14 protein-coding genes are annotated in these 19941 nt (G+C 43.9%); 12 read left to right on the top strand and 2 right to left on the bottom strand.

Annotated features, from left to right (window positions below):
• Positions 1–19 precede the first annotated feature (19 nt).
• The 10 genes from xylB (at position 20) to IGK14_RS13315 (ending at position 15359) form a co-directional block, all read left to right on the top strand.
• Positions 20–1516 carry a xylulokinase gene (xylB, locus tag IGK14_RS13360; protein WP_010749941.1) on the top strand — a complete coding sequence of 499 codons (1497 nt, stop codon included), beginning with the start codon at positions 20–22 and terminating at the stop codon, positions 1514–1516.
• 117 nt (positions 1517–1633) lie between these two features.
• Entirely contained in the window at positions 1634–2941 is a 1308-nt protein-coding gene (xylA, locus tag IGK14_RS13355) for a xylose isomerase (RefSeq protein WP_008380597.1), read from the top strand.
• 141 nt (positions 2942–3082) lie between these two features.
• A complete protein-coding gene (locus IGK14_RS13350; protein ID WP_010749940.1) occupies positions 3083–4549 on the top strand; it encodes a glycoside hydrolase family 1 protein in 1467 nt (488 codons plus the stop codon).
• A 36-nt stretch (positions 4550–4585) separates the two neighbouring features.
• A complete protein-coding gene (locus IGK14_RS13345; RefSeq protein ID WP_438712417.1) occupies positions 4586–5992 on the top strand; it encodes a response regulator transcription factor in 1407 nt (468 codons plus the stop codon).
• 361 nt (positions 5993–6353) lie between these two features.
• The gene (gene licT, locus IGK14_RS13340) at positions 6354–7184 is read left to right on the top strand and encodes a BglG family transcription antiterminator LicT (protein WP_010749938.1); all 831 of its coding nucleotides are present in this window, start codon (positions 6354–6356) and stop codon (positions 7182–7184) included.
• A gap of 111 nt (positions 7185–7295) precedes the next feature.
• Entirely contained in the window at positions 7296–9146 is a 1851-nt protein-coding gene (locus IGK14_RS13335) for a beta-glucoside-specific PTS transporter subunit IIABC (protein ID WP_010749937.1), read from the top strand.
• A gap of 10 nt (positions 9147–9156) precedes the next feature.
• Entirely contained in the window at positions 9157–10584 is a 1428-nt protein-coding gene (locus IGK14_RS13330) for a 6-phospho-beta-glucosidase (protein WP_010749936.1), read from the top strand.
• A 144-nt stretch (positions 10585–10728) separates the two neighbouring features.
• On the top strand, positions 10729–11628 hold the full coding sequence (locus IGK14_RS13325) for an ROK family protein (RefSeq protein WP_005228453.1): 900 nt from the start codon (positions 10729–10731) through the stop codon (positions 11626–11628).
• On the top strand, positions 11625–13895 hold the full coding sequence (gene yicI, locus IGK14_RS13320; protein ID WP_010749935.1) for an alpha-xylosidase: 2271 nt from the start codon (positions 11625–11627) through the stop codon (positions 13893–13895). The genes IGK14_RS13325 and yicI overlap by 4 nt, the downstream gene beginning before the upstream one ends.
• Entirely contained in the window at positions 13896–15359 is a 1464-nt protein-coding gene (locus IGK14_RS13315; protein ID WP_081116049.1) for a glycoside hydrolase family 43 protein, read from the top strand.
• 58 nt (positions 15360–15417) lie between these two features.
• Here the strand turns inward: IGK14_RS13315 and IGK14_RS13310 are convergent, their stop codons facing one another.
• Together IGK14_RS13310 and IGK14_RS13305 are read right to left on the bottom strand one after the other, a co-directional pair.
• Positions 15418–17214 carry a sensor histidine kinase gene (locus IGK14_RS13310; protein ID WP_010749933.1) on the bottom strand — a complete coding sequence of 599 codons (1797 nt, stop codon included), beginning with the start codon at positions 17212–17214 and terminating at the stop codon, positions 15418–15420.
• The gene (locus tag IGK14_RS13305) at positions 17211–17816 is read right to left on the bottom strand and encodes a YesL family protein (RefSeq protein WP_010749932.1); all 606 of its coding nucleotides are present in this window, start codon (positions 17814–17816) and stop codon (positions 17211–17213) included. The genes IGK14_RS13310 and IGK14_RS13305 overlap by 4 nt, the downstream gene beginning before the upstream one ends.
• Before the next feature lie 235 nt (positions 17817–18051).
• On the opposite strand from IGK14_RS13305, the gene IGK14_RS13300 reads away from it, so the two are divergent.
• Entirely contained in the window at positions 18052–18993 is a 942-nt protein-coding gene (locus IGK14_RS13300) for an ABC transporter permease (RefSeq protein WP_005228459.1), read from the top strand.
• A 15-nt stretch (positions 18994–19008) separates the two neighbouring features.
• Positions 19009–19941: a carbohydrate ABC transporter permease gene (locus tag IGK14_RS13295; protein ID WP_005228460.1), complete on the top strand. Its 933-nt coding sequence runs from the start codon at positions 19009–19011 to the stop codon at positions 19939–19941.

Genomic DNA, 19941 nt, shown 5'->3' with positions numbered 1-19941 from the left:
CAGAGGAAGGAGAGAAGAGATGGCTTATTTTTTGGGGTTGGATCTAGGAACAAGTGCGTTAAAAGGCTTAGTTTTTGATCAAACCGGGGAACTCCAAGGAACAGCAAGTGCTGACTATCCATTGTCATCCCCTAGACCGGGGTTCAGTGAGCAAGAGCCGGTGCATTGGCAAGAGGCGGCAGATAAGGTGATCAAAACCTTGATCCAGCAGCTTCCAACGCTGCAAAAGGAATTGATCGGCGTCAGCTTTTCTGGGCAAATGCATAGTCTTGTTTTATTGGATGAAGAAAACCGAGTCATTCGTCCGGCAATATTATGGAATGACGTTCGAACCACCAAACAATGCCAAGCGATCATGGCATCCTTTGGAGAGGAAATAAAAGCAATCACCAAGAATGTTGCTTTGGAAGGGTTCACCTTACCAAAAATTTTATGGGTCCAAGAACACGAGCCTGAACATTGGCAACAAGTTCGTCACATGATGCTGCCAAAAGACTACTTGGCTTTTTGGCTGACTGGGAACTATTCGATGGATTATTCCGATGCAGCGGGTACGTTACTGCTGGATATCGAAAAGAAGTGCTGGTCTGAAGCCATTCTAGAAAAATTCGCAATCGCATCGGATTTACTGCCGCCGCTTTTTGAATCAGCAGCGCCTGTGGGGCAAATGCGAAAAGAGCTGCAAGAAGCCTTTGGGTTTGAACAAGAGGTGACGATCTATGCAGGTGGCGCAGACAATGCCTGTGCTGCATTAGGTTCAGGGATCATCGCCGAAGGTGTCGGCATGGTGTCGATTGGCACGAGTGGTGTGTTCTTATCCTTTGAAGAAGCGCAAGAGGTTGATTATCAAGGAGATCTACACCTTTTCCGTCATGCGATCAAAGACAAGTTGTATTCAATGGGGGTCACGTTAGCCGCTGGAAATTCCTTAAGCTGGTATCGTGATACGTTTGCCCCCAACCAATCGTTTCAGGAATTGCTTTCAGCGATCAGTGAGGTAAACCCAGGGGCAGAAGGCCTGCTGTTTACGCCTTATATCGTGGGCGAACGCACACCGCATACCGACAGCCAAATCAGGGGTAGTTTTATCGGCATCGACACACGGCATCGCGAAAAGCATTTCAGTCGTGCCGTCTTAGAAGGGATCACCTTCTCTTTGAAAGATTCCCAAATGATCATGGAAGAACGGGCACAGCGGAAATTCACCCAGATCGTTTCTGTGGGGGGCGGTGCGAAAAATGCCGAATGGCTGCAAATGCAAGCCGATATTTTTAATGCAGAAATGCTGACTTTGTCTACTGAGCAAGGTCCAGGTATGGGCGCAGCAATGCTGGCAGCAATCGGCAGTGGCATTTATCCAGATGCAGCTGCCTGTGTTAACGCCTTTGTCAAATACGGCAAGGCCATTGCACCGATTCCTGAAAATGTCGCCAAATACCAAGAAATCTATGCGATCTACCGCACCGTCTACCAACAAACCGCACCTATCTGCCATGCATTGGCGCAAATCGAGTAGCGTAATGGCAGCAGGCAATCTACTTGATCAAAGCGAGGAATCGTTTTTGGTTCTAAATGATTGGAAACAAGTAAGTTAGTTTATTACACTAAAAAACATAAAATGGAGGCAACAACAATGACTTATTTCCCAGAGATCGAAAAAATCCGCTACGAAGGTCCTAAAACAGACAATATGTTTGCATTTCGCCACTACGATGCCGAAGAAGTTGTTTTAGGCAAGAAAATGAAAGATCATCTACGTTTTGCAATCGCCTATTGGCATACGATGACGCAAGACGGTTCTGATCCTTTTGGCGCACCTGTCAACAAACGGACGTGGATTGGTGACACCGAAATGGAAACGGCGAAAAATCGAGTAGAAGCCTTCTTCGAGATTTGCGAAAAATTAGGGGCAGAGTTCTTCTGTTTCCATGATGTAGACGTGGCACCTGCAGGAGAAACGTTAGAAGAATTTTTCCAAAACTTAGACGAAATCACCGATTTGATCAAAGAAAAAATGGAACAAACGGGGATCAAACTATTATGGAATACAGCAAATATGTTCTCACATCCTCGTTTCAATAACGGCGCTGCTTCCACCAATAATGCGGAAGTTTATGCGTATGCGGCAGCCCAAGTCAAAAAAGGCTTAGACATCTCGAAAAAATTAGGCGGCGAAAACTATGTCTTCTGGGGTGGCCGTGAAGGCTATGAAACCTTGTTGAATACAGACATGAAATTTGAACAAGACAACATCGCCCGTCTATTCAAAATGGCGATCGCTTATGGCGAAAAAATCGGTCATAAACCTCAGTTCTTATTAGAGCCGAAACCAAAAGAACCATCAAAACATCAATATGATTTTGATGCAGCGACAACGATGGCCTTCATTCAGCACTACGGCTTAGAAGGAGATTTTAAATTAAACCTAGAAGCCAATCATGCAACATTAGCTGGTCATACCTTTGAACATGAAATCGCTGTTGCCCGCAGCTATAACGCATTAGGCTCACTGGATGCCAACCAAGGAGATATGCTGTTAGGATGGGATACGGATGAATTCCCAACCAACGTCTTTGACTCGACACTTGCTTTATACGAAGTCTTAGAAAACGGCGGCATCGCACCGGGAGGAATCAATTTCGATTCTAAAGTCCGTCGTTCGTCATTTGAAATGGAAGATCTGTTGTTAGCCCACATCGCTGGTATGGATACGTATGCCAGAGCGTTGAAAGCAGCAGCGAAACTAAAAGAAGACCGCTTCTTAGACGAGTTGAAGGAAAAACGGTATGCTTCTTTCCAAGAAGGCATCGGAGCGAAGATCGTTGCTGATGAGGAAAACTTAGAAACACTGACAGATTACGCATTGGCTCATGATCAAATCGAATTAGAATCCAGCCACATTGAATATGTGAAATCTCGTTTGAATGATTACCTGTTTTAATAAGAAACGACTGTCGTTCTGAGGAGCGGCAGTTTTTTCACCTAAAAAATATCTTTTGGCAATTGTTACGAATCAACCAAATTATGATACGATAAAATGTAACCGATTTATTTCGGTTTAGGAAATGAAGGAGGCAACTTGATGTTTCACACAAACTTAGATCCTTTCCCAGAAAACTTCTTATGGGGGGCAGCTTCGGCGGCCTATCAAATTGAAGGAGCATGGGCAGAAGACGGCAAAGGTCCGTCGATTTGGGACACCTATGCCCAAATTCCTGGCAATACTTTTGAGGAAACCAACGGCAAAGTGGCGATCGATCATTACCATCGGTACAAAGAAGATGTTGCTTTGATGAAGCAAATGGGCTTGAAAGCCTATCGCTTCAGCGTGGCGTGGTCGCGAATCTTGCCTGATGGCGAAGGCGCGATCAATGAAGCGGGTGTGGCGTTTTACGAAAAGCTGGTGGACGAATTGCTTCGGCAAGGAGTAGAGCCGATTTTGACGCTGTATCATTGGGACCTTCCCCAGGCTTTGCAAGACAAATATCAAGGATGGGAAGGCCGAGAAACAGCAGAAGCATTTGAACGGTATTGCCGGATCCTTTTTGAACGCCTAGGAAAGAAAGTCACCTATTGGGTCACCATGAATGAACAAAATGTCTTCACTTCTCTTGGGTACCGTTGGGCGGCACATCCGCCGGGCTTGAAGGACTTAAAACGGATGTATGCAGCCAATCATATCATCAACCTTGCCAATGCTAAGGCGATCAATTTGTTCCATGAGCTGGTTCCTCAGGGCAAGATCGGTCCAAGTTTTGGCTATGGACCGATGTATCCGTTTAGCTGTGACCCAGAAGATGTGCTAGCAGCAGAAAATGGCGAAGCCTTCAACAACGCATGGTTTTTAGATGTCTATTGCAAAGGCGAATACCCGAAATTTGTGTACAAGCAATTAGCCAAAGTTGGCTTGGCTCCTGAAGTCACTCCAGAAGATCAAGCACTATTAAAACAGGCAAAACCTGATTTCTTAGGAATCAATTACTATCACGGTGGGACGGCCCAGCAAAACAATTTGCAAAAGCAGTCAGCTGAAAAGAAAGAATTTTCTAAAGTCGATCCGTATTTGATGCAAGCGGCAGCTGGTGAGTTCTCACCCGAAGAAACCATGTTTGCGACAGCAGAAAATCCTCACTTGAAAAAAACAGATTGGGGCTGGGAGATCGATCCCGTTGGTTTCCGTGTAGCCTTGCGGCGCATCCAAGCCAATTATGACTTGCCGATTTTTATTACTGAAAATGGGTTAGGCGCTATCGATCAATTGACAGAAGACAAACAGATCCATGACCCATATCGCATCACCTATTTGCAGGAACATCTGGTGGAACTGCAAAAGGCCATCACGGATGGGGTTGAGCTGATCGGCTATTGTGCTTGGTCCTTTACAGATCTACTGAGTTGGTTGAATGGATACAAAAAACGCTATGGGTTTGTTTATGTTGATCGCGACAATCAAAGCGAACGTCAGTTGGCGCGCATCCCGAAAGATAGTTTTTATTGGTATCAAGAGGTGATTCGCACCAACGGGGCAAGTTTGACAAGTGAAACATGATGTAACGAAGGAGTAGCTGAAAATGGAGGTTGGAAAATGCGTAAAGTGTTGATCGTTGACGATGAAGCATCGATCCGAAATGGGCTACCTCTGATCATCGATTGGGAACGTCTGGGGTATCAAATCGTCGGGTCGGCGGAAAACGGCGAAGCTGGCTTGGCAATGATCCGCGAATTGAAGCCAGATGTTGTGATCGCTGATATCCGTATGCCGGGAAAAAATGGTCTTGAGATGGTGCAAGCAGCATCGGAGGAAGGGCTTTTGTTTTTTGCCATTATTTTATCCGGCTACTCAGATTTTGACTATGCCAAGCAAGCTTTGCAACTGGGCGCTGTGACCTATTTGCTGAAACCAGTTGACGAAGAAGAGCTGATCGGTATTTTGACGAAAATCGATCAAAAAGCCAAGACCGATCAGCAGAAAAATCAGAAGAGTCAGTTGATGGAGAAATTGTTTGGCGGGGATCAAACGGGACTCAAAGACGCACAAGCCATCAAGCTATTGCGTCTTTCCGAGGAGGCAGATGCCCAAAAGCTGGTTGAGAAATTGCAGGAGCAAGTGGCGCAAGTCGTCACCTTGATCCATCGGCATCATCGGTATTTGGTTCTGTTGAACGAGGAACGCTTTCCTGACGAGGCGATCGATGCGTGGTGCCGTAAAAAAATGGCTCACCATGAAATCTTGATCTCCCGCTGGTTTGCGGCGCAAGATAACTTGAAGCCATTGATGATCGATATCCAGACATTAAGTAAATTGATTTTCTTATTTCCCAATCAAGTCATTTCTCACCATGTTTTGGATACGACGCAAGAAGCAGAAGAACGAAGCGATTTGCGTGAAGAATTAGTTAAGGCGATTTTGGCAAACAATCCGTTAGAACAGCCGTTATCCCGCTATTATCAAACCTTTTATCATTCATTGGCATTGGAAGAAGAGATCAAATGGCAAATCAATGGTGACATCGAATGGCTGCAGCATCAAATCAGTGAAAAAGTAGCCTTAGCAATCGAATGGTCGACAGACGAAGTACATCAGCAGATTTTTCTCGCCCAGACGTTTCCAATGCTGCAAGAGGTGATCACCGCAAAACTAGCTGACTTGCAAGCAACAGTCGCCAGCAGTTTGAACCAAATCGATATCATTGCAGAATTGATCCAATACACGAAAAAGCATTATCAAGAAGATTTGACCTTGAAAAAAATCGGGGAACGTTTCAATTACAATAGTGCCTATCTAGGCAAGAAGTTTCGCAAAGAAACTGGGAAAAATTATTTGGCGTTCTTGGATGAAGTACGAATGGAAAAAGCGGTGGAAATCTTACGTCATTCCAATCTAATGGTCTACGAAGTTGCTGAATTGGTGGGCTACAGCAATGTTGATTATTTCTACAAAAAGTTCAAACAATACCATCAGGTTTCACCGAATGAGTTTCGGAAAACATAAGAAAATTCGCTGATACATGAGCAGCTATTTTTCAGGAAAACAGTCCATCGCATAGGCAATGAAAAGAGAAATTTGTGAAAAGAAAAAGCGGCATTACAGGTTCGCATGGCGGCAGCAAGAGACAACACGTCTTTTTTTGTCGCCATTTTTTGAATAATCTCGTCAGAAGCTCATACAAGAAAATGCTTTAAAAAAGCTATTGACGTCGTTTTCATTTTGAAGTATAGTAAGTGCATCGGATCGTTACTGATAATGCAGGCGTGACCACAGGTATGAGATTTTCTCCATTCGTTTGTTTTGGAAAAAGATCATAGCTAGTTGGTGACGTTATTTTTTTGTTTTATTTTAGGAGGTGTTGACCATGGAAATCGTCAAAGTATTTAATAATAATGCTTCATTAGTCCTGAACGACAATCACCAAGAAGAAGTTGTGATGGGGAGTGGCATCGGCTTTGGTTTGAAGCCAGGCGACACTGTCGATCAAAAGAAAATAGAAAAGCGATTCATCATTAACGACCAAAAAAGCATTGCAGATTTGGAACAGCTGCTTAAACGGATTGAATATCGTGATCTGCAACTGGCCAGCGATATTTTAAAATTGTTTGAGGAAGCGTTTCAATGCGAAAGCAATCCTGCACTGCTAGTGGCACTTGCAGACCATATCGGTTTTGCTCTGACGAGAGCAAGAGAAGGGATGAAAATTCAAACACCCCTAGAATGGGAATTAAAGCAGGTGTACCCGAAAGAATATGAAATTGGTCTTCAAGCGGTTGAGCTGATGCAAAAGCGAACACATCTGAATATTCCGCAAGATGAGGCTGCTTTTATTACGCTGCATTTCGTGAATTTTTTAGGCGATAACAACGGAATGGAAGAAACAATGCTGATTTCCAAAGTCATGAAAGATATTTTGACGATCATCAATTATCATTATGGCAAAGAATTCAGACAAGACTCTATTTATTTTTCCCGATTCATCACTCACATTCGCTACTTTGTTAAACGACAGATGAGCAATGAGCTACCAGCTCAACCAGCGTCTAGTTTATTAGATGTGATTCAACTGAAATATCCGTTGGATTATGAGTGTGCTATGAAAATCAAGCAATTTCTGGAAAATAGGTATCAGTGGGAAATCACTGAAGATGAAGTGTTGTATTTAACCTTACATTTAAATCGATTGGCATCTTAACGGATCGTTACTGGTAAAGCAGGCGTGACCTAGAGTGAGCACTCAAACGAGTCTTTTGTTTGAGGTGTCTTCTAGATCACGCTTTTTATTATACGCAAAAGGAGAATAACTATGAAATTTGAAAACGAAAGTGCCGCGATCATTCGCTTGATCGGTGGTGAAAAAAATATCGATAGCTTGGTTCATTGTGCAACGAGATTGCGTTTTGGCTTGAAGGATGACGCCAAGGCCAATAAAGGGGAACTTCAAAAACTACCCTATGTGATGTCCGTTGTACAAAGTGGAGGACAATATCAAGTCGTAATCGGCAGCAATGTATCAGATTACTATGCGACGATCTCAGCTATGGCTGGGTTATCAGATCAAGAAACAGGTTCTTCGAAAAAAACAGGTTTTAATTTGAACGCCGTATTTGAAATTATCTCAGGTGCTTTTTCTCCTTTAATTCCTGCTCTAGCAGGTTCGGGGATGCTAAAAGCACTGCTGACGGTTTTGACCCAATTTAATTGGTTATCAGCAGAATCTTCTACTTATATCATTTTGAGTGCCGCGAGTAATGCAATATTTTATTTTTTACCGATTTTCTTAGGGATCACGTTGTCGAAAAGATTAGGTGCCAACATGTACGTTGGCGGCGTGATTGGTGCAGCATTGTTGGAACCTCAGTTTACTGGGTTGATTGGCGTGGAAAATACAAATTTCTTAGGGATACCAGTTCAAGCCGTGGACTATGCCACAACCCTATTTCCGATTTTTGCGGCTATTTTCATTTATCAATTTGTAGATAAATTTTTGAAAAAGATTATTTATAAAGACATTCAATTGTTTGCCGTACCAATGCTTAGTTTGATGATCATGATTCCATTGACCGTTATCCTTTTTGGTCCATTCGGCACCTTTTTCGGGGATCTTTTATCAGGAAGTGTAATGTGGTTATTTGAAAAAAGCCGAATCCTTTCAGGTATCGTTTTAGGGGGCGGGATGACCTTCATGGTTATGTTTGGTTTGCACTGGGGCTTTACACCTGTAACGTTAGATAATCTGACAAGATTAGGTGGAGACCCCATTGAAGGAATGGCATTGGCCGCTGTTTTTGCTCAAATCGGGATTGCAGTTGGCTTCTTCTTACGAGCGAAAAAACATTCGAAAATGCGGGCTTTGGCAGGCCCAGTTGCATTGACTGGCTTCTTTGCCGGCGTGACAGAGCCCATCGTCTATGGGATTATTCTTCGTTACAAAAGACTTTTGCCGATCGTAGCTATTTCCGGTGGTTTAGGCGGAGCAGTGTTAGGCGCTTTTGGTGTGACGATGAATGCGTATGTTTTCCATAATATTTTTTCCTTACCTGTTTACAGTCCTTTGGTGGGTTATCTGATCGGAATCACCGTTTCATTGTTGTCAGGAGCTCTACTGGCTTATTTCTTCGGCGTGAAGGAAAGTGAACTAACAGAATTTGAAGCAGAGCCTGAATCAGAGGTAGAAAGTATCTTAACCAATGCAGCAACTCCGATTTATTCACCGGTAAAAGGACAAGTGATGCCTTTAGCAGAAGTGGAAGACGATGTCTTCGCCAGCGGAATCGCTGGACAAGGAATTGCGGTCATCCCCGATGAAGGAATCATTCGGGCACCTTTTGCAGGTACTGTTGTTGCTGTTTTCCCTTCTAAGCATGCGATTGGTATCAAATCTGATCAAGGGGTTGAATTATTGATCCATGTCGGATTGAATACCGTGAATCTAAATGGTGAGTTTTTTGATGTTAACGTCGAAAATGGTGCGACAATTGCACGAGGAGATCGTTTGTTGACCTTTGACCGGCAGGCGATTCTGGATAAAGGCTATCAATTATCGACACCCGTGATCGTTACAAATTGTGGACCAGATACAGTAATCGAGTACGAAACAACGGCCGGAACAATTGAAGCAGAAGGGATTCTGTTTACCGTAAACAACGAAGGATAGGAGTTTGAAAATGAAAGAAAACTTTTTATGGGGCGGTGCGATCTCCGCTCATCAAGTGGAAGGTGCTTGGCAAGAAGGCGGGAAAGGGATCAGTATTGCCGATGTGATGACAGCAGGAACGAAAGACCGGCCTCGGAAAATTACCAACACAATCTTGCCTGAGGAATATTACCCGAATCATGAAGGCATTGATTTTTACCATCGTTACCCGGAAGATATCAAACTTTTTGCGGAAATGGGTTTCAAAGCTTTGCGAATCAGTATCGCATGGACACGAATTTTTCCTTTAGGAGATGAACAACTACCGAACGAAGAAGGGCTGTATTTTTACGATCAGGTCTTTGACGAGATGCAAAAATATGGAATAGAACCTGTTGTGACGTTGTCTCATTTCGAGATGCCCTATCATTTAGTTGAAACCTATGGGGCTTGGCGCAACAGAAAGATGATCGGATTTTTTGAACGTTTTGCGCAAACTGTAATGGAACGCTACAAAGAAAAAGTGCGGTATTGGCTAACATTTAACGAGATCAACAATCAGCGGATCATCGATAATCCAATTTACAGTTTTACCAATTCTGGTGTGATCTTTGACGAGGATGAGGAGAAACTAGCAGGCATGTACCAAGCCGCTCACTATCAGTTTGTTGCTTCAGCTCGGGTCGTCACAGCTGCGAAAAAAATCAATCCTGAGTTTCAAATTGGCTGCTGTTTAGCTGCCACACCTAATTACCCGCTGACTTCTGATCCTCGTGATCAATTGTTAGCACAACAAGAAGATAATAATCAACTCTATTTCACAGATGTACATGTCCGTGGACACTACCCAAAAAGAATTCTCAATGAATGGCAGAAAAAAGGGTACACGATCGATGTGACAGAAGCCGATCTTGATGATTTGGCAAACGGCACCGTTGATTATATCGGTATTACTTATTATTTAAGCAATACAGTATCTACCCGCTCAGATGCAAACTATCTACATGATCCTTTGTTGGGCAGCAGTGTGCTAACAACGAATCCTTATGCAACGATGACGGAATGGGGCTGGACGATTGACCACATGGGATTGCGCTATATGCTGAATCTCTTGCAGGACCGTTATGAACTGCCGATTTTTATTGTGGAAAATGGCTTTGGTTTTAATGACCAAATGACAGAAACCGGCATTCATGATCCCGAACGGATTGACTATTTAGCTGAACACATCAAACAAATGATGCTTGCCATCGAGGAAGACGGCATTGATGTGATTGGGTATACAGCATGGGGCTGTATTGATCTCATCTCATTTACTACAGGTGAAATGCGAAAAAGATATGGGTTCATCTATGTAGACCGTGACAATGAAGGGAATGGTTCGCTTGATCGAATCAAGAAAGATTCTTTTGATTGGTATAAGGAAGTCATTGCTTCAAATGGAGCAATGCTTAAATAAAAAAGAAGTATCCTATTGCCTATCGGAGACAGAAAAAAGCTAATTTTTATAGTAAGAAAGTCTATTCTAAGAAGTAGGCTTTCTTTTTTTTCTTTTATATAATTTAAATGAAACTGTAAGCGCTTTTCGAACGGAGGAGGAGAAATGACAGATGTACGCCTGTGCTTTGATGTAGGGGGGACCTATATCAAATTCGGGGTTTTTACGGAGAAGAATCAATGGCTGGACCGAGGCAAAATCAAAACCCCGAGTAATACGCGGGATGAATTTTTTGCTGCCTTAGCTGCCAAAATAAAAGAAGTCGAGCAAGTGCATGTCATCGAAGGGATCGGGCTGAGTTTTCCTGGTTTCATTGATTCAGTCAATGGCCGAGCGATCATGGCGGGGGCGTTGGCTCCTTTACACGGCTGTGCTGTTGTACAAGAGCTGCAGCAGCGTTTAAACAAGTCCTATCCGATCTGGATCGAAAATGATGCGAAATGTGCTGCTTTAGCAGAACTTTCTACCGGCAATGCTGCTGACGTACAAGATTTTGTCATGATCACATTAGGCACCGGTATTGGTGGCGCGCTCGTTCATCAGCGCCAGTTGATTCACGGACATGGGTTTCGGGCAGGAGAATTCGGAATGATGATCACTGATTTTCAAGCATCTTCTTTTGCGACCCTCCATGATCTAGCTTCAACGAGAGGACTGATTGCTGCCTATCGGCGGGCAAAAGCGATTCCTGAATCAGAGGAGATTTTAGGCGAAACCATCATGCAACAGCGGTCGAGTGATCCTGAAACGCAGGAGATCCTGAAACAGTGGGCACGTTATGTCGCACTTGCGATTTACAACCTAGCTGTCACGATGAATCCCGAAAAAATACTGATCGGCGGCGGCATCAGCCAACACCCTGATCTATTAGCTATAATCAAACAAGCAATCAATGAGAACCCCCATTGGCCAGATTTCCAAGTGCCGATCGAGACTTGTCGTTACTATAATGATTCTGGTCTGTTAGGGGCGTTGACATTGATCCAACAAGGAGGAAAAAAATGAAATTTTCAGATGGCGGTTGGTTATTTCGTGAAGGATTTGATGTGAAATTTGCGGTGCATGTCTACGATGCCCGTAAAGAAGAAAACAAATTGGTTTTATATCTGCCTTATAGCTATGTCGGACATAAAGGGGCAACGCTGGATGGCGGATTGTTAACGATGGAAGTCACTACCCCTAGAAGCAATATCATTGGGATCACCCTCTATAACTATAAAGGGGTCCAAGCCAAAGCCCCCGATTTTGAATTGATGACAGAAGCGATCACTCCTGATATTTCAGAAGACGAGCAATCATATGTTTTTCGCTCGGGAGACTTGCAAGTCGTAATCACCAAAGAGGAAAATGTGACAGCTTCGTTTTATTACAAAGAACAGCTGATTACCCAAAGCAAGCCTCGCAGCAAAGCCTTAGTGATCGATCCGCAAGCAAATACCCATATCAGCGAACAGTTGACCCTGGATGTGGGAGAAACGATCTATGGTTTAGGGGAACGCTTTACAAATTTCGTGAAGAACGGCCAGAGTGTTGATATCTGGAATGCCGACGGGGGCACTGGTACAGAGCAAGCTTATAAAAATATTCCTTTTTATGTAAGTAATAAAGGGTATGGCGTCTTTGTCAATTCACCAGATCGGGTGCAATTCGAAGTGGGGAGTGAAAAAGTTTCGCGTGTTCAATTCAGCAATCCAGGACAATCGCTGCAGTACTTTGTGATTGCCGGCGATGAGTTAAAACAAGTGATTCAGCGCTACACTGATTTGACGGGGAAACCGTCGTTGCCGCCTGCGTGGTCCTTTGGTTTGTGGCTAAGTACCTCGTTCTTGACGGATTATGATGAACAAACCGTGACGTCTTTTGTAGACGGTATGGCAGAACGTGATATCCCTCTTGAGGTCTTTCATTTTGACTGCTTATGGATGAAAGAATACGAGTGGTGCAACTTCACATGGGATGAACGAACTTTCCCAGAACCTGAAAAAATGCTGCAGCGCTTGAAAGCCAAAGGATTGAAAATCTGTGTCTGGATCAATCCTTACATTGGGCAAAAATCACCCTTGTTTGATGAAGGGATGGCCAATGGCTACTTTTTGAAACGCGCCAATGGAGATGTCTGGCAATGGGACAAATGGCAAGCCGGTTTGGCGGTCGTCGACTTCACCAACCCTGAAGCGATCGCTTGGTACAACAGCAAGCTGCGTGCCTTATTAGACATGGGGGTGGATTGCTTCAAAACGGATTTTGGTGAACGGATTCCCACCGATGCGGTGTACTATGATGGCTCTGATCCAGAAAAAATGCACAATTATTACGCCTATCTATACAATAAGGTCGTCTTTGACTTGCTGAAAGAAGTCAAGGGAGCAGAAGAAGCCATCGTTTTTGCGCGGGCAGCTTCGGTTGGTTCACAACGCTTGCCTGTACACTGGGGCGGCGACAGTACCTCAGATTATCCATCGATGGCAGAGTCGCTGCGGGCAGGTCTGTCCTTTGGGTTAGGCGGCTTTGGGTATTGGAGCCACGATATCTCAGGGTTTGAAGCTGGCTCAACTCCAGACCTCTACAAGCGCTGGACACAATTTGGTCTGCTGTCTTCCCATAGCCGTTACCATGGCAGCTGGGAATACAAAGTGCCATGGGTCTATGACGACGAAGCCGTGGCGGTAGCTAAAGCCTTTACCAAGTTAAAACTGTCCTTGATGCCTTACTTGCAAGCCCAATCGGTGCTAACCGCTCAAACGGGGATTCCGATGATGCGGGCAATGGTCTTAGAGTTTCCTGAAGACGAGATGACCCATCATTTGGATCGCCAATACATGCTGGGGGAACACCTTTTAGTGGCGCCCATTTTTAATGATCAAGGAACAGTCTCCTTTTACGTACCGAAAACGAAGGGGCATTGGATCGACTATTTATCTGGCAAAGCATACGAGGGCGGACGCTGGTACCAAGAAACCTATGACTATTTCCACTTGCCACTGTTAGTCCGACCAAATCAAGTCATTATCGAAGGCCATGAACAAACCAAAGCAGTCTATGACTATGCCCAACATCCAACGATCCATCTTTTTGATCCGCAAGACAAGACCGCTGCCGCTATCTATGATCACCATGGTGAGTGGATTGGTGAGGTGGCTGTCGAAAGAGTCGATCAAGAACTGATCGTCAAGCTGACTGGCATCCAGCAAGCATTCTTGCAGATACACACGACTGCTGGAAAAACGAGCCATGAGCTGACGGCTGACCAAACCACGATAAAGGAGTTCTAGATGCCCATGCGAACCATCACGAATCCAATTTTACCTGGATTTCATCCAGATCCCAGTATTTGCCGTGTCGGTGAAGACTTTTATCTGGTGACGAGTACCTTTGAATATTTTCCTGGATTACCAATCTATCACAGTAAAAACTTGGCAGACTGGCAGCTGATTGGCCATGGACTTTCGCGACCTGAGCAGTTGCAGCTACCGACGAAAAACCCCAATGCTTTTGGTCTGTATGCCCCAACCTTGCGTTTCATCAAGGACCGCTTTTACCTCGTTTGCACCAATGTTGGCGCAAACGAAGGAGGAGAAGGCAATTTTCTGATTTGGACGGATGACATCGCTGGTGAATGGTCTGACCCGATTTGGCTGGACACCCCTGGGATCGACCCAACAATTTTCGCAGATGACGATGGACAGACCTATTACTTAGGCACCCATAAGGAGATCTATCTGCGGACGATCGATTTGGCTTCTGGAGATCTAGGCCCGCGGCAAAACATTTGGACGGGCAGCGGAGCGGCTGATCCAGAAGGCCCCCACTTGTATAAAAAAGACGGTTATTACTACCTGTTGATCTCCGAAGGCGGAACGTCCTATGGGCATATGCTGACCATGGCCCGCAGCCGTTCCTTGACGGGACCCTATGAAGCATGCCCCAACAATCCAGTGATGACCAATCGCAGTACGAATCTGCCGCTGCAAGCCGCAGGGCATGCGGATCTCGTGCAAGATACTAAAGGCAACTGGTGGGCAGTCTGTCTAGCAGTACGCCCCATCAGCTATCCTTTGAGGCATTTGTTAGGGCGGGAAACATGCCTGCTGCCAGTAGACTGGTCAAACCCATGGCCGGAGTTTGGCGAAGAAGGTCATTTACCAGAAAGCATTCAGGTAGACACAGCGGCGGCACCAAAGGAAACACAAAAGAAGAGCAGCAAGCCTGATTACGTGACTTTATTCGAATGGGACCCGACGTTGATTGAAGAAGAGCCGCATGGCTTCTTGCTGCATCCTAATCAGACGGGTCTGTCTGATCAAGGCAAACTTGCGGCTGTGTTCCAACGGCAAACCGCCTTTGATCAACAATTTCAAGCAACCTTTGATTGTCGGCAACTAACGGATGGACAAGCGGGATTGACGGTTTTCTTAAATGCCACCCATCACTATGAGGGCTACTTGGAAAAAACGGCGTCCAGTCAGCAGCTAGTTTTCCGCCGACAAATCGGTTCCCTATGGAAAGTGGAAAAGAAACTGACTTATGCAGCAGATACAGTCACCTTGCAGCTGAGCGCCGATAAAGAAACTTATCGTTTTTCTGTTGTTGATGAGCAAGGACAAGCACAGCCTTTAGGTAGGGGAGAAACAAAATATCTGACTACTGAAGTTGGTGGTGTCTTTACTGGGATCATGGTAGGCTGCTATGCCAGCGCCTCTTCATCCCAACAAACCGTTCATGTGCGGGATTTCTAATCAATCAAAAGCCCCCCTTCGATTCCTGTTTCAGAAATCGAAGGGGGGCTTTGCTGTTTTAGTGAGGAGAAGATGAATCTTGGCTTAGATCGTGGATCCGCAAGGTGACTTGTGTGCCGCTGCCCAACACACTCTCGATCGTCAAGCCGTATTCAGGTCCATAAAACATTTTGACCCGATGATTGACGTTGGCTAGCCCAATGTTCTTTTTGGCATGGGTGGAGGGCGTCTTGATTTTTTGCTGCAAGTGTTCGAGTTTTTCTGGCGGTATCCCGCTGCCGTTGTCTTGTACCACGATCACCAGATCATGGCCGTCTTTGGTGATCGTCAAACGGACAAACCCTGGATAGGTGATGCCTTCCAAACCATGGGAGATGGCATTTTCCACCAATGGTTGAATCAGGAGGGGCAATATTTGGACTTCTTTTTGGTCGATCTCATTGGAGACTGAATAGGAAAAGTTGACTCGATCGCCAAAGCGCATCCGCTGGATCTTGACATACACGTGAACCGCATCTAAGGACTCTTCTAAACTCGTTCGCTTGGTTCCGTGGGCTTCTAGCGTATAGCGCATCGATTTTGCCAGTAACTTGATGGCATAAACGACGTCAGAATTGCCAGAAGTCAGCGCCATCATACGAATCGTTTCTAATGTATTGAACAAGAAGTGGGGGTTGATCTGCCCCGCTAAGATATTAAATTCCATTTGCTGCTGCTGAGTCAACAGCTCTTGCTGTGCCAAACGTGAACGGTAGATCTCTTCTTCTTTTTTCTTGATTCGTTGAATGATCTTGTGGAAATCAAGAGAGATCTGTGAAATCTCGTCTTCGCCGCTGATATTTTGAAAGAAATCATAATCCTCGATCGAGGCAAAGTAGACCGCCTGCTGCAGTTGAGAGATTCGTTTAGTAAAGAATCGAGCAAAGAGAAAGACGATGATGAAAGTAGTGATCAAAATCACCAAAACGATCGTGCTCCACCGGATCAGATTGGTGCGTAGATTGCTGTAGGCATTGGTATCCGCACTATAAATCGTGATGATGTCTTCTTTGTTACTCATGGGTAAGGTGCTTTTGGTGAGCATCACCTTGGTACCATCATTTTTTAAAAAGGCAGCACTCGATTGCGGCTCAGAAAGAGCTGTCAGCTGTCCCGGTTCCCCAACTTGATTGATTTTGTCGCTATAAAAGATGACATCATCATTTAACTGTAATTCCAATTCATAGGATGAATTACGAAGTCGGTTGCTGAGATAATTGTAATCGACTTGGATCTCCAAAACGGCTGTTTCTTTTGATAAAGGCAAAGGTAACGTTTTATAAAGACTCAAACGATTTGCTTTGTAATCCTCTGGCATCGTCATCAAAAAAGCATCGGGTTGCTTGAGCGCTCGTTGGTACCAGGCGGTCGCTTGAATCGTGTCATCTGCCTGTTGAAAATATTTATAGTTCGGAATGGTTTGATTCGTCGTATAGATAGTTAATTTCGCAATCGAGGTTTGAAGATTTCTGATCTCATCTAGCTGATCATAGCTATTGATGTCCACAATCGCTTCTTGATCGTCAAGGTAATTGGCAGTTAAAAGTTGACGTAGATGGGTATCGTTTGATAAGGAACTCGCCGTGTTGGTCAGCGTGTTTGTTGTATCAAAAAGAACAGATTTGACACGCTGAGCATTCAACTCTGCCAAGTGTTGGTAATTGCCTGTCAGCTGTTTGGTTGAATCGTAGACCAATAAGAGACCTATAGTCACTGTGGATAAAAAAACAACAGGTAGATAAAGAATGAACAATTGTCGCCGAATGGAAAACTGACTCAGACGACGAAAAAGTGAGAGATGACTGATTCTTTTCATGCTTGTTGATTACGAAAGATAGAAAGCAACAGGAACGAACTACAATAAATAACAAAAGAAAAGCCGAAAATCAACAAGAGAAATTTAAACAACGGAAATAAAACAACAAAACAAAACGCAGCGATAGGAATAAGTGCGAGAGCTAACGAACGGACAGGGTCCGCGATCGGTAACAGAAACGCATTTTTTAGTGTTTGCCTAAAACTGTTTTCATAACGTCCAATTAAGGCAAGGCAATAGACTAACACAATAAACAGATAAATAGCTGTAACAATTAGAACGAAAGCAAAAATACTGGCAAGAATGGTTTTTGAGGAAAACCAAAACAAGCTACTATACAGTAGTGCTACCATGGGGAGCCCAAGAAGGAGAAAACTACCGGTGGCTTTCATAAAGTTTGCTCGTAGCGCTCGCACATAGCCTACGATCAATTCACCACGCTCCTCATCCGCATAACGAATCGTCACTTCATAAAGGGCAGCTGTCGCAGCACCAATCGTAATAATTGGCAAACAGCTAATGATATATAGTAAATTTAACAATGTAAATTGTGAAAAAACGGTGGTTATTTTGTACAGTTGACCATCAGGATTGTACTTCATTTTTATCCCTCCAAAATTGATATATTCCTATAGTACTCGCAAAAAACAAATTTTGAAAGCCTTACCATTCGAGCGGTTTCTAGCGAAAACATTGATAGATCAACGTTCTTTATAAATAAAAGAAAAATGAAGTCTAAAATGTACGGATTGACCTCTATTTTTCACAGGTGGCAAATAAGCATTCAGGTGCTAGTATTAAAAATGTAAAAGCGGTTACAAAAAAAGGGGGAGGAAAATGGAAAGTAAACTAAGCAGTGTCCCAAGAAAAAATAAGCGGGTGACACGAGAAGGGAAGATTTTGTTTTTATGTATCGTTCCCTTTCTGATTCTCGTGTTTTTGTTCTCTTATTTTCCTTTGCACGGATGGATTTATTCACTTTATGATTACAAACCAGCATTAGGTTTAGCGCGCAGCGAGTTCGTAGGCTTCAAATGGTTTCGACTTCTTGTCTCTAGTCCAACACAAGTGGATCAGATCGTACAAGTAATGAAAAACACCTTTGCCATGAGTTTTTTAGGGATCGCCACTTCGATCCTACCAGTAGGCTTCGCCATTTTACTGAACGAAATCAAGTGCAAATGGTTTAAAAATTTGGTCCAAACGCTGACCACGCTGCCGAATTTTATCAGTTGGGTTTTGGTGTATACGATCGCCTTTAGCTTGTTTTCTTCAACAGGGCTGGTAAACACGCTGCTGCAAGAATGGGGCTTCGTTACCGATCCAGTCAAATTTTTGGATAGCGGCAATCATACGTGGCTGATGATGTGTCTTTGGAATATTTGGAAAGGCTTGGGCTGGGGTGCAATCATGTATCTTGCAGGCATTTCAGGAATTGACCCCGAATTGTATGAATCGGCACGAATCGATGGGGCGAATCGTTTCCACCTGATGCGTCATATCACACTACCTGCTTTGATGCCGACGTTCCTTGTGATGTTGATGCTGTCTATCGCCAACTTGCTGAATAACGGAATGGATCAGTACTTTGTCTTCCAAAATGCATTCAATCGAAATACGATCCAAGTCCTCGATTTGTATGTCTACAATTTAGGGATGGGCGGAAATAGTCTATCGCTAGCGACCGCGATCAGTATGCTAAAAAGTGTCATTTCTGTTGCCTTGTTAGCCATCGTCAATATTGCTTCGAAAAAAATTCGGGGGACATCCATTATTTAGAAGAGGAGGATATCAATGGAACTATCGATTAGTGAAAAGAAAAAGGCGAAAAAAGTACGCAAACGTGAAAACCTGACGTTTAGTATCCTCAACTATACCTTTTTCTTTCTGATTACGTTAATTTGCGCGTATCCCTTTTATTACTTGATCATTAATTCAATCAGTAATAATGAGTTGAGTGCGTTAGGCCAAATTCGCTTTTTTCCACAAGAGATCCATTTTGAAAACTATAGTCAAGTGTTACAGCTAAAAGGATTGCCTCTAGCCGCAACGGTTTCGGTGGCTAGAACGGTGATTGGTACCGCCGCGACTGTCTTAGCTTCAGCCTTCTTAGGCTTCATGTTTACCCAAGAAAAAATGTGGAAACGAAAATTTTGGTATCGCTTTGTCGTGATTACAATGTATTTCAATGCAGGGTTGATTCCATTATTCATCACGATGAAGACATTAGGTTTAACGAATAACTTTTGGGTCTATATTTTGCCTGCTGTCGTTCAGCCCTTTAATATCATCTTGGTGAAAACCTATATTGAGTCGATCCCCAAATCATTGCAAGAAGCAGCTGAAATGGATGGAGCTGGCATCATTCAAGTATTCTTTCGGGTAATTTTACCCAACTGTACGCCGATTTTAGCAACAGTAGCGATTTTCTCGGCAGTGGGTCAATGGAATTCCTTCCAGGATACATTGATTTACATTACGGATCAAAGTCTCTACTCCTTGCAATACCTTCTTTACACGTATATCAATCAAGCCAATTCGTTGGCACAAATGGTCAAAAATACCTCGGGATCACTTTCTAGCATCGCTTCAGCAGCAACAACGCAGACGCCGACGTCGATCCGCATGACCGTTTCAGTCATTGTTGTTTTACCAATCATGTTCATTTATCCGCTATTCCAGAAGTATTTTGTTAAAGGAATTATGTTGGGTGCGGTGAAAGGCTAA

This window comes from Enterococcus sp. DIV0970a, from assembly GCF_051711265.1.
Classification (GTDB): Bacteria; Bacillota; Bacilli; order Lactobacillales; family Enterococcaceae; genus Enterococcus_D; species Enterococcus_D casseliflavus.
The sequence above is the reverse complement of the archived record's forward strand: the minus strand, read 5'-3'. Positions and strand labels throughout refer to the sequence as shown.